Origin of the sequence: Arenibacter algicola (assembly GCF_018860365.1) — a bacterium.
GTDB classification, from domain to species: domain Bacteria; phylum Bacteroidota; class Bacteroidia; order Flavobacteriales; family Flavobacteriaceae; genus Arenibacter; species Arenibacter algicola_B.
The window spans coordinates 1-12,824 of record NZ_JAHKPO010000025.1 but is presented as its reverse complement, the minus strand read 5'-3'; the positions used below and the strand labels follow the sequence as shown (position 1 = coordinate 12,824).

The 12,824-nt window shown below is 40.4% G+C and carries 10 protein-coding genes; 2 read left to right on the top strand and 8 right to left on the bottom strand.

Annotated features, from left to right (window positions below; translation table 11 throughout):
- Positions 1 to 501: 501 nt before the first annotated feature.
- From KO529_RS20805 to KO529_RS20790, 4 genes are all read right to left on the bottom strand, one after another.
- Complete coding sequence (locus KO529_RS20805) at positions 502 to 1,206, bottom strand: hypothetical protein (RefSeq protein ID WP_215949788.1); 705 nt, start codon at positions 1,204 to 1,206, stop codon at positions 502 to 504.
- Positions 1,207 to 1,286: 80 nt separating this feature from the next.
- Entirely contained in the window at positions 1,287 to 2,975 is a 1,689-nt protein-coding gene (ggt, locus tag KO529_RS20800) for a gamma-glutamyltransferase (protein WP_215949787.1), read from the bottom strand.
- Between the two features lie 300 nt (positions 2,976 to 3,275).
- Positions 3,276 to 4,088, bottom strand: coding sequence for a DUF5602 domain-containing protein (locus KO529_RS20795; RefSeq protein ID WP_215949786.1), 813 nt, complete (start codon positions 4,086 to 4,088; stop codon positions 3,276 to 3,278).
- A 243-nt stretch (positions 4,089 to 4,331) separates the two neighbouring features.
- Entirely contained in the window at positions 4,332 to 4,919 is a 588-nt protein-coding gene (locus tag KO529_RS20790; protein WP_215949785.1) for an ACP phosphodiesterase, read from the bottom strand.
- A 96-nt stretch (positions 4,920 to 5,015) separates the two neighbouring features.
- Between KO529_RS20790 and glmM the strand changes: the two genes are divergently transcribed.
- Both glmM and KO529_RS20780 read left to right on the top strand, forming a co-directional pair.
- A complete protein-coding gene (gene glmM / locus KO529_RS20785) occupies positions 5,016 to 6,404 on the top strand; it encodes a phosphoglucosamine mutase (RefSeq protein WP_215949784.1) in 1,389 nt (462 codons plus the stop codon).
- A 62-nt stretch (positions 6,405 to 6,466) separates the two neighbouring features.
- Positions 6,467 to 7,255, top strand: coding sequence for an endonuclease/exonuclease/phosphatase family protein (locus KO529_RS20780; RefSeq protein ID WP_215949783.1), 789 nt, complete (start codon positions 6,467 to 6,469; stop codon positions 7,253 to 7,255).
- Here the strand turns inward: KO529_RS20780 and KO529_RS20775 are convergent.
- The 4 genes from KO529_RS20775 to KO529_RS20760 form a co-directional block, all read right to left on the bottom strand.
- The gene (locus tag KO529_RS20775; protein WP_215949782.1) at positions 7,245 to 8,240 is read right to left on the bottom strand and encodes a sterol desaturase family protein; all 996 of its coding nucleotides are present in this window, start codon (positions 8,238 to 8,240) and stop codon (positions 7,245 to 7,247) included. The genes KO529_RS20780 and KO529_RS20775 overlap by 11 nt on opposite strands.
- Positions 8,241 to 8,386: 146 nt before the next feature.
- The gene (locus KO529_RS20770; protein ID WP_215949781.1) at positions 8,387 to 10,309 is read right to left on the bottom strand and encodes an OmpA family protein; all 1,923 of its coding nucleotides are present in this window, start codon (positions 10,307 to 10,309) and stop codon (positions 8,387 to 8,389) included.
- Positions 10,310 to 10,319: 10 nt separating this feature from the next.
- Entirely contained in the window at positions 10,320 to 11,249 is a 930-nt protein-coding gene (locus KO529_RS20765) for a PorP/SprF family type IX secretion system membrane protein (protein WP_215949780.1), read from the bottom strand.
- Positions 11,250 to 11,273: 24 nt separating this feature from the next.
- Positions 11,274 to 12,824: gliding motility-associated C-terminal domain-containing protein (locus KO529_RS20760; RefSeq protein WP_215949779.1), on the bottom strand; the 1,551-nt coding region annotated here is incomplete at its 5' end.

Here is a 12,824-nt window from a genome sequence, read left to right as displayed (position 1 = left end):
AGACAGAAGACGGAGAATAAGTGAAAGTTAGGGCTTCCAACTCCCCTTTCTTTCGCGCAAAATGGCGCAAAATTCATTCCCCTCTTCGTTCCAAGAGGGGAGCCTTTGGTTAATGTGCAATGAGGTAGTTAACGACTCCGTCTTTCGGCAGGCACACTCGAACTGACATCCTAGTCACTTCGACAGAGTCCCTTTTTCGGGACGACGAGAAGTCGCACACAAGTGGTTTTCAATCTAGCCCTTGATCTTTCTACTTTGGACCTTGTCTTTCATGTAGTTCTCTCACGATATTTATCGAGATGAGCTGGATCTGACATGGGTGTTGCTTAGAGCCTAGAGCCAAGAAACTGACTCTAGCATCTAGACTCTAGATTCTCAATACTAATCACTGAATACTAATTTACTTCTTACGTTAAAATTGCTTATTGCTAATTGGTCACTGTGGTAATCCACTATTGCCTATTGCCTAGTGGTTAATGGCTGAAGTAACTGAAAACTGCATCACTGATACCCCCTTACATTCCCCATATCCAAGGTTATAGGGCCAATACTGTGTTGGCTGGGCAGAAATGCACCGCTTTCCATAACCTGCCAGTCGTCCCAACTAGCTTCAATGCCGCCAATAGGGATAATACTCACCCACATCTTAAAGCTGATCGGGAAGCCATTGGGCTGTAATTTCCATAGATAGGAATCGCCCGGAGTGTTGCCACCGCTAGTGTAGGTGACCAATAATTCCTGGGTACCATCTTCCAAGGATACTATACTCCTTTCTGTACCGGGATCAAAAATCTTGAAAGGGGCAACCAGCCAAAAAGAGTCATTGTTAAAAAAAGAGGTGGCCTTCTTAAGAAGTCTTTCCTTTTCTTCACCCTCAAGGGGTATCTTATCTTTGGCAACTGTACTTTTTGAGGGTACCTTCAAATCGAGATGCACTTGATAATCGCTCCAAGCAACAAGTACGGTATCTACTTTCTTATCCCATCGATAATGGTGTTTTCCATTGGCAAAAGACCATTCCAGGAACCGGGTTTCCTTGTAGGCTTTATAATTGAGGGAGGTCAGCATTTTCATGGCCAAGGCATCGGCATTTTGGCTTTTGATACCCGTAGGCATGGGTTCGTTGTAAATAGCATAGAGTATAGCGCCCAAGGTGAATAACAGCAGCAATACTCCAAGTAATATTTTGCCTATTTTTTTGATCAATTATAATCGGTTTTTAGGGGTTCGCAATGCATCCAGTGAGCCTAATATACAAATTGGGCGGATACAACTTACGGTTTTGCCTAAAATCCTACGGCGGTATCGTCCCCACGCCTATCGGCACCCCCTTCAAGTTTACCGTTTGGCAATATCTTAATGGCATCTACCTTACCTATAACTGGGGTGTTTTCTTCATTAATGATGTACCCCTTGATTTTTAGGTCGCTGAGTAAGCTCTGTTCAAATCCTTCCGGTTCAAAAATGATGGCATCGGGCAGCCATTGATGGTGAAAACGGGGAGCGTTTACAGCATCCTGCATACTCATATTATATTCATAGCAATTTAGAATGGTCTGAGCCACCGCTGTTATTATCGTGGACCCTCCCGGAGTCCCTACTACCATCCATAACGCCCCATTTTTTTCCACAATGGTGGGCGTCATGCTACTTAACATCCGCTTTTCTGCGGTAATGCTATTGGCCTCGGCCCCCACTAGTCCGAACATATTGGGAACTCCTGGTTTGGCACTAAAATCGTCCATTTCATTATTAAGGAAAAACCCAAGTTCATCCGAGAACAGTTTTGAACCATAACCTCCGTTAATTGTCGTTGTGGCCGCAATGGCATTCCCAAACGAATCTACAATAGAGTAGTGGGTGGTTTGATCGCTTTCAACAATCTGTACCTCCCCATGGGATACTTCAGAGGATTTGGTAGCCTTGTCAAAGGAAAAATTTTGCATTCTTTCCTGTAGGTATTGGTCGGACAAAAGTTCCTTTAAAGGGATTTCCACAAAATCCGGGTCTCCCAGAAAGTAGTTTCTATCGGCATAGGCCCTACGCGCGGCCTCCGTAAACAATTGAATGGATTTAACCGAATTATGTCCAAAGCTGGATAGGTCATAGGGTTCCATCATCTTAAAAATTTGATTTATGGTAAACCCTCCACTGCTGGGAGGGCTCATAGATATGATCTTTAGGTCCTTATAATTGAACGTTATAGGAGATCTCCATTTGGCTTCATATTTTTCAAGATCTTCAATAGTAAGATAACCTCCTTTGGCTTGGATAAAATTGGCCAATTTTTCTGCAACTTCCCCTTTGTAAAATCCATCTTTACCTTGATCAGAAATTTTTTGGAGGGTATTTGCCAAAGCCGGGTATTTTATAGAATCGCCCATCTTGTAAACAGTGGCAAAAAAAGTAGTGTCGCTATTCACTTCCATAAAAATGTCGCGATAATTTTCCAATCTTTCGGCTTGCTTTTTGGTTACAATAACTCCTTTTTTTGCCAGCTCAATAACTGGCGCCATGATTTCTTTAAGGGGTAGTGATCCAAATTTTTTATGCACGGCAATTACACCGGCCACAGTGCCAGGAACGCCTACGGCCGTTGCTCCCAAAGTGCTTTTTCCCGGGATTACATTTCCCAAAGAATCCAAATACATATCTGCATGCGCCGCCAAAGGCGCTTTTTCGCGATAGTCCAAACCTCCTATTTCTCCATTGGCTTTCCTATATACCATAAAACCTCCGCCGCCAATATTTCCTGCATAGGGATAGGCCACGGCAAGAGCCAGTTCTGTAGCAATCATAGCATCGAAAGCATTACCTCCCTTTTGAAGGATGTTAGATCCAATTTTGGAGGCCTCCACCCGAGCGGAGACAACCATTGCTTTTTCAGTAACTAAGCCTGTGGGTGTGGGTTCGGGTATGTTCCTGCAATTGATAAATAGGAGTATTCCAAGCAAGAAACCAGTTATACGGATCATAGACTATAATTTTTCCAAAAAGATAGTCATATTCCAATTAAATATAAACTTTAAGACGCAATCGACTTAAAATTTATGGATAAGCATTAATCTATTGGGCAATTCCGTTAATAATTAAATATATGTACCAAGGGCTTGCCAAAATAAAAATAAGTTAAAAGCGGCCAGATAAATGATCGCCTTGTCAAGAGGATACGGCCAATCTTCTTTTCTTGGGCGATTTCATCAGAAAATAAGTATAGGTAATTGAATAAGTTGCAAAAAAAAAGGATTGTACCTTGACAACCCTTTTTATAGTGTCTATTCGGCTTCCCGATGCACGAATTCGCTTAGAGAGATAATTTGTTTTTGATCCTTTGAATTTTGATAAACATTATAGACCGTTGGATAATAGGAGGTTTTTGTAAATTTTGTAGGTTGCGAATAAGCTTCGCTGAAAGGAACCCCACTTTCTATGTAGGCCACTGTATTCATTGGTTCCACAAATGTTACCTCCCCATCGTAAGTTCCATAAAGCAGTATATTGGAAAATGGGGGAACAAAGCTCGTTGGGATCCAATGGGTACCCATCATAGGCACTGCCGTACCACCATCCGGCGGAGTTATATAATCAACAGGTAGGTAGCCTGGTGGCGGATAATTGTCGAACTGGGGCGTTGCTTCGGGGTAGGTCGGAATTGCCTCCCGGGCGGCAACTGAGGTCAAATAAAAGTGTACATCAAAATGAGGTACTGTAAACACGCCATCGGGTTCATGTCCGTGAGGGTTCCAATCAAAAAGGACATGATTGAACGGGGTCACATCCATTGCTTTTTTGTGCAATGGAAGTACCAATTGTACAGGGTCATCACCTTTGGGCAGTTGGGTTAGTAAATTTTTGGACATTTCCACGCCCAATTCTTCTGGAGTGCCATCTTTTGCAATCCTTATCCATGACCGTACATGGCCTTTCCCCAAGGATATTTGGGGACCATAGAAAGTGTTGGATTTTAAAAGGGCCTTGCTATTGACAGGTTCCAGGGTATCTTCGATTGTTGACTCCGGACTACAGCCCAGAAGCATTAAGAGAAAGATCAATCCAATTCCAATGTAGTTCAAATGTTTAATTCCCATAGTTGTTGTTTTTTAGGTAAAGTTTTAAATAAAAACGCACACCATTGTTTGCACAATGTTAAAAGGACTAACTGTGAGGGGAAATGTATTTAAGCGGAACTTATAATTATTTGGGGGAGTGTTCCCACATTTGGGAAAGGTGATTAAAGGTACTTATTTATTGTAATTTAATACCATATTTAGATGAAAAAAATCATGGTTGTCCCTTGACATGGAATGGGTTTTACCCACAATTCCTGGTACTTATCTTAAGGAGAGATATTTTTGTTTGGAAAATACGATCAATTCTTCAAAAAAATAAGTGAATTCCTTTTCAAAATCGGTATAATGTTCTTCAAGGTCCAAAATGGCAAAATTCATTTTGGATTTATTTTGGGTCCGCCTATTCATTCCATTCAAAACCCTGGATATACCTTCCATTTTGGCATAATTCAAAATCCAATTATCCGCAATCATATAGGGCATCATGCGCTTGACCCCTATGGGAAGTATATCGTAATTGTTTTCCAAAAGATCATAAAAATTGTCCACAAAGTGGGGCAATGGGGTATCGGCGTATTCTGACCAATTCTTGGCTAAAAAGTGATCATAGAAAATATCGACAATTACACCGCTGTAATGACTATAGTTTTCATGCAAGCGTTTGGTGCTCTGCCTTACAATTGGGTGCTTGTCCGTATAAGTATCTATAGCACGGTGCAGTACAATTCCTTTCTGAATTTTTTCTGGAAGGTGATTGTATTTATTGCCCCTTATACTGTCTGCTATAAAATTTCCGATAGTTATCTGGTCGTCTTCAAAAGAAAGATATAGGTGTGCTAAAAAATTCATTGACCTCGGTTGAAGTTTATTAAGTTCGAATTTACAACTTAGCGGCATAGGATTTAAACCTAACCTTTTATATTTGTAAAAATTTATAAATAAAATATGACTTTAATAAAATCTATTTCGGGAATACGAGGTACCATTGGAGGTGAACCAGGTGATAATTTAACGCCTATTGATGCGGTTAAATTCGCGGCTGCTTACGGTGTTTGGTTAAAAGAATACTCTAAAAAGGAAAAACTAACGGTAGTTATTGGGCGAGACGCGCGACTATCCGGAGAAATGATCCAGAATTTAGTAGTATCCACCCTAGTAGGTTTGGGAATAGATGTAGTGGACCTGGACCTGTCTACAACCCCAACTGTAGAAATAGCGGTGCCTTTGGAAAAGGCCGATGGGGGTATTATCCTTACGGCCAGTCATAACCCAAAGCAATGGAACGCCTTAAAACTTCTAAATGAGAAAGGGGAGTTCTTGGATGCTGCCCAAGGTGCCAAAATATTGGAAATTGCAGAGAAGGAAGCTTTTAATTTCTCAGAGGTGGATGATTTGGGAACCGTTAATAGGAACGATTCCTATATCGATATCCATATAGACGAGGTGTTGGACCTTTCTTTGGTTGATGCCGATATTATAAGAGCGGCCAAGTTTAAGGTAGTGGTAGACGGGGTAAATTCTACCGGAGGCATTGCCATACCTAAACTTTTAAAGGAATTGGGAGTAGAAGTAGTGGAACTGTACTGCGATCCTACAGGGCATTTTCCGCATAACCCTGAGCCTCTAAAAGAACATTTGGGCGATATATGTGCATTGGTAGTAAAGGAAAAGGCCGATTTTGGAATCGTTGTAGATCCGGATGTAGACCGTTTGGCTTTTATCACCAATGAGGGGGAAATGTTCGGGGAGGAATATACTTTAGTAGCCTGTGCAGATTATGTGTTGGGAAAAACCAAGGGAAATACCGTTTCCAATCTATCTTCTTCCAGGGCTTTAAGGGATATTTCTGAAAAACATGGAGGCACTTATGAAGCTGCTGCTGTTGGTGAAGTAAACGTGGTGACCAAAATGAAGGCCAACAAGGCTATTATTGGTGGCGAGGGCAATGGAGGCATTATTTATCCTGAAAGTCATTATGGTAGGGACTCTTTAGTAGGAACGGCCTTATTTTTAATGTTGATGGCAGAAAGGGGAGGTACCGTAAGCGAGCTAAGAGCCAGTTACCCCAGTTATTTTATGAGCAAAAAGAAGATTGAACTTACTCCTGGTTTGGATGTAGACGGTATTTTAGTTGCTATGGCGGAGAAATATAAAGATGAAGAGATTTCTACCATTGATGGTGTAAAGATCGATTTTCCAGAGAATTGGGTACACCTGCGTAAATCCAATACCGAGCCTATCATACGAATTTATACGGAAGCCAAAAGTCAGGCCGAAGCGGATGGCCTGGCAGATAGAATAATAGGCGAGATAAAGGCAGTAGCAGGAATCTAATATAATAGTTTAAATAAGGGTCGGAAATCGCATATTTTCGGCCCAAATTTTTAATTGGGCATATGAAATATCACATTTTAAAATTACTTCTTGTCGTTTTTGTGGCGGGATCTTCTTTTGGTATCCATGCACAGGCAGATACCCTAAGGGTGATGAGTTTTAATATTCTACATGGGGCCACTACCAAGAACGATTTTAATTTGGATACCATAGCAGGAGTGATTAATCATTATCAACCCGATTTGGTAGCGTTACAGGAGGTCGATTTTAAAACGAAGAGAGCCAAAAACTACGATTTGCCCACCGAATTGGGAATCCGAACAAAAATGGCCTCGTTATTTGCCAGAGCCATGTATTATGATGGAGGGGAGTATGGAGAGGCGGTGCTATCAAAATTTACTTTTATTGGCAGTGAGAATTTAGCGCTGCCACATTTACCGAATTCGGAACCTAGGGCAGCTTTGGTAACCCAAGTCAAAACCAAAAACGGTAATACCATTCAGTTTGTTGGTACCCATCTGGATCACTTGAAGGATGAAACCGATAAAGTGATGCAGGCCAAGGCCATCATTGCCCATTTGGGGGATACGGAACTCCCAACTTTGTTGGTGGGCGATCTTAACGCAGTGCCAAATAGTAACCCTATCACTATTATATCTGAAAAATTTTCAAAACCCAAACACCCCAATGCTTGGAAAGGCACTTTTCCGGCAACCGGTCCCAATATCTGCATTGATCATATTATGTACAATCAGCCCGAAAAATGGCAGGTGTTGGATTATGAGGTGGTATGTGAGAATTATGCCAGCGATCACTGTATCGTGATTGCCACTCTGGTATTTACTCCTTAGCCAGTTGTTCCTTTAGGTAGGCTCCACGTACCAATTTTGAGGTCTGGTGTTCGCCGGTATGGCTCCAACCCGGAGGCATAACAATATAAAGTAGTTTATTTTTTAAGCCAGGCGCTTTGGCGACATCTTTGAACAAGGCCACAAATTCGCCGAAATAAACATCCAAAAAGTTGCCGCTATCCATTTTACGGGTTATACCATATTCTATTTCAATATCATGTTGTTCATCCTGGTAGGTTCCAAAAACCTTGTCCCAGATATTCAGCAAATTGCAGAAATTGGTATCCATATATAATGGATTCCTGGCGTGATGTACCCTATGATGGGAGGGGGTTAATATAATTTTGTTCAAAAAGCCCATTCTACCATCTTTCATCATATTTTCACCAACATGGATAAATGCGCCATAGGTGCCATCTATAAACATGATCAGAAATAGTAAAATTGGTTCAACGCCCAAGAGGATACATACTGTGGTTCTAATGGCATCGGCATAAGGGGCCTCTAGAAAAAAATGGGCATGGGTAACGGAAAGGTTCATTTGTTCTGGAGCGTGGTGGGTAGAATGCAAACACCAAAAAAGTCGCACTTTATGCCCCCAATAGTGGTATAGGAAATGACCGAATTCCCAAACAATATATCCGTAAATAAACCAATACCAGGTCATTTTTGTCTGGAAAAGGGCATAGGGTTGTAACCACCCTATAATAAAGGTCACCATGGCTATGGCTATAAATCGGCCAATAAACCTATTAAATACATAGATGAGGAAGTTAACCTTATATACCTTGGTATTAGGCTTTTTGTATACCAGACCAAGAATGAATTCCAATAGTAATAATAGGGGAATTATGGGGTAAATAAGGGAAACAACACCATCGTAAGTAGAGAAAACACTATAATCTCCTGCTTGCAAAATTTCCAGTGCCTGCCGTATGCCCAAAAATCCAATGATTTCATTGTATAGGGTTCCTAAAATGTCCATAAGAGGTTTGACTTATTATAATTATGGCTTTAATATAATTATAAAAGTTAAAACGTACCATAAATTTAGACCAACGCCCTGTTAGACAAGAGTTTGGTTGCTATAAGGACAGTAGGTAACACAAATGCACTCAAACTTTTTCTCACCTATTTACCAATAATAATGAAATCGCAGCGCCTGTTGGCCAGATGGTCTTCATTGCTGCAGGGGACACCGTTAGCACAATTATTTATCAAACGGGACTCTCCATAACCTATGGCGCTCTCAATTCTTGAGGGATCAATTCCCATATAAACAAGATAATCCAGGGTAGATTTTGCCCTATTATCGGAAAGTTGCATATTAAATTCATCTGATGCCCTAGAATCGGTATGTGCTTCTATCTTAATTTTTACCGATGGAAAGTCATTCATAAAGCTCACTATCTTGTCCAGCTCTGCAGCGGCTTTATACGTAATATTAAATCGGTTCAGATTAAAAAATATAGGGTTTACCCTAACTTTTTCTACTCCACCTTCGTTAACCACAAACTTTGAAAAGGGAATCAACATCGTTTTATTAACGTCCTTATAAAGGGTTGGATTATCAGCATTGTTGACCGCAAGAATTTCCTGTTTGTATTCTAGTTTAAAGAAGGCAAATATGTGATTGATATTGGGATCTAAAGCTACTTCAAAGTTACCTTGCTCATCTGTATTGGCCTGTATAACCAATTGTTTGTTCTCATCATATACCTTTATAGTGCCTTCTGGAATGGGATTCTTGGTCATATCGTCTAAAATAGTGCCTTTATAAACCATCATTTCGGCCGATTTATTAAAGGAATAAATATCGTCGTCCCCTTTTCCATTGGCCCTGTTGGAAGAAAAGTAGCCCGTGTTTTCCGAGTCTTTTATGATAAGGGCAAAATCATCCATATTGCTATTGATGGGCATTCCCATGTTTTTTGGGATTCCATAAACATTGCTCGATTCCATTTCAGCTTTAAAAATATCCAATCCACCCAGGCCAAAATGACTGTCCGAAGCAAAATACAAGTATTCGCCTTCAACATATGGAAACATTTCCCTTCCCGAGGTATTAATGGTAGGTCCAAGGTTGGTGGCAGGGCCCAAGTCTCCGTCTTCATCAATATCCACATAGTAAATATCAGTTTCTCCAAAGCCTCCGTACATATTTGCAACAAAGAATAGTCGTTTCCCGTCCTCTGTTAAAAATGGATGCCCGAAAGAGTATTTGGGATTGTTGAATTTTAAGGAAACTGCATTCACAATGGAATCTCCTTCCACATCTCCCCGTAAGATCTGCATATTGGAGAACCCTTTTGGATTTACCTGCAGCTCGTTGCCTTTTAAATAATTTTGGGTAAAATAAACGGTTTTATAATCGGAGGAATAGGTTAGGGTTCCTTCGTGAAAGGAGGATTGAATGTTCTTATGGAATTTTTGTACATCGCCAAGCTCTCCTGTAGTTTTGTTCCTATCGGCCGTAAAAATGGAAAGATATGGTTGGTTGTTCCAGGAGTATTCGGCATCTTCGGAAAACTCCGGAGCTCTACTTGAGGAAAATACAATAGCATCTTTATAGTACATAGGGGCAAAGTCCGAAAGTTGCGAGTTTATTTCTGAATTGGCAATGTTGTATTGGGGTGCCTCCGCCATAAGGCTATCCAAATAATTTTCCTGCTCCAAGATGGTGGCCAATTTTTGCTTATCATAGTTGTAATATTCCTTGATTATACTATTGGCAACACTATATTCCTGGCAGGCTTTAAGGCTTTGTATGTATTTGATAATCGTTTTCTCATCTACTCTTTTATCCTTAAGGGCATAAAATTTTTCGTACCAAATTTTGGCATTGGCATAATCATTAATATTGAAATAACTTTCTGCCAAGCGTTCCACAAAAAGAGGTTTGGATTTTTTCTTTTTCGATTCCAGTTGCTGGTAAATATTTATCGCCTCCGTGAAATTTAAATTTTGAAAATACTCGTTCGCATCCGCTCTGGAATTTTGTGCCAGATGGACATTATAAATAAATAGAGTTAATATGGAAAGGATAATTTTCATAGGTCTTTGCTTAGAAAAATCTGGGTGAACGGGCATTTGGCCCCCATCTTGGCATTAAATATTTAAGTATAATTTCGTGAGAACCCTGATTGTAATTACCAATATCGGATATACTGTAATCATATGAATAACCCATAAAAAAGTTCTTGGAAATCTGGAATCCGGCCATGGCACTATAACTGTCCTTAAGTCTATGTGAGGCACCTAAGGTAAATTTTTGCAGAAAAAGCACGTTTAGGGAGGCGTCTATTGTAAGAGGTGCATGATCTATAGTCTTGACCAAAATAGAAGGCTTTAATTTTACGGTAGCTGAAACATCTATTACATACCCAGCAATAATATATATATGGTTGTCCCGATGTATCAAATTCTTGTCGCTTTCTACATTGGATTGGTTTATGAGCATGTTGGGAATTGAAAAACCTACATACCAGTTATCGCTAAAAATATATGTCCCTGCACCTATAACGGGGAGGGCATTGTAATAATCGTCATAACTAAAAAGAACATCATTCTGGTCGTAATAACTGCCTTTGGAATAATCGACCTCAAAAAAATCGATGCCCGCATTTAGGCCTAGCGATAATTTTACTTTTTTGCTCAAGTTTAGATAGTAAGAGAAAACCGCATTGGAACTAAATTCGGTCGAAGGTCCAATGTTATCTTTAAAGATATTAACGCCCAAACCAATTTTGTTGTTGATGATCCCGGAAACTGTAAGTGCTTTAGTCTCTGGGGCACCGTCAATTCCAATCCATTGTGCCCTGTAGCTCAAAGTGGCATCCATACGGTTGTTTTCATTAACGTATGCCGGATTTATGGTAGAGGTATTGTACATATACTGGGTATATTGTGGCAATTGCTGCGCCATTAGTCTACCTCCACCTAAAAGGAGAAACAGTGTTAAGAGTTTTGGTATATTTTTATTTAGGATCTTCATCTATTGGTTGATGTGTAATGCTTGTTAGTCTTTTCTTAAAAATAACCAACCTGTTTTGCTTTCGCTCAAAGCATCGGTTTTAAGTATATAGAAATAGGTTCCTGTGGGCAATGGCTCTCCTTTGCGCACAACACCTTGTACATTGGCCAATCCTCGCCAATCATTTTGGTATGCTTTTTTCTGATACACCAGGGCACCATATCTGTTAAAAACTTGGAAATCCGACTCTGGAAACGTTTCAATACAATCTATTCTGAAGTAGTCATTATCACCGTCGTCGTTTGGAGTAAATTCATTATATACTTTTAAACATGATGGTTCCAATACTATCTGAGCACTATTATTATTCAAGTTGTTGTCCAATGGAGTAGATCTCGATATGGATGCATTGTTAATATAACTTCCAGCAGCTTTAACAGTTGCCCCAATATTCAATTCCACCGTCTCTGAAGGCCCAATATTATCGATACTCCATTCCCCGTTGGATGGGTTATAAGTGCCTTTGGTTGCTGTATATTCTATATAAGTAAATCCACTTTCAATTCTTTCATTGATTGTAAGGTCGGTGAAATTAGTATCTCCGTCATTGGTAACGGTAATGGTAAAATTAACATTTTCACCTACCATAGGATTATAGCTGCTGGCTTCTTTTCTTATTTTTAAATCTGATATTCCATCTACTTGAACTCTAATTACAAGTCGATTTATACTTTCACAATTTGAATCGATCAATGCAGCATAGTAGTTTGTTCCGTCTACCAATGTGGTGTCAAAATCCAAGATATTTCCAAGTACAGGAGCATCATACCAGATAATATTGCTTTCGTTGACTTGAATATCACCAAGGGTTGGATTATCGACTGTAGAAAATACTTGAGTCAAACTTTCTGAAGTAGGCGTAGGTGGTTCAATTAAATTAATAGTAATTCCTAAACGGGCTGTGCTTTTTAAATCACCCGATAATTGTGAAGCATAATAGGTTTTTTGATGTTCCAATAAAGTGGAAGAGTCTAATATGTTTTCTCCATTTTCTTGGTCATACCATAAAACATTACTCTCGTTAATTTGAATATCATTGAGACTTGGTCTGTCAAAAGCACAAAATTCTTGGTTAGTGGAATTTGTGGTAAGAGTTTGTAATGGCACAAGACTAAGCTCGTCTGTGGTGGCATCATTTGCTGTATTCCCCGCCAGGTCTGTGGTGGTTGCCGACACGTCATAAGTCCCTTCAGGAAGTTCGCTTCCTGCGGGTACGGTCAGGGTCCAGGTATCGTTCCCATTATCGGTAAGGTTGCCATCGCCCTCGGTATAGGTGGTCCCGTTCAGGGTGACCGTAAGCACGTCGGCCGAATCTGCAGTCCCGGTAATGGTCGGGGTAGTATCGTTGGTCAACAGGGTATTTACGGTGGGTGCCGTAGGATCCGTAAGGTCAATGGATAGTTCGTCCGTAGTGGTATCGTTTGCAGTATTGCCGGCCAGGTCTGTGGTGGTCGCCGCTACATCGTAGGTGCCTTCGGCCAGTTCGCTCCCTGCGGGTACGGTCAGGGTCCAGGTATCGTTCCCGTTATCGGTAAG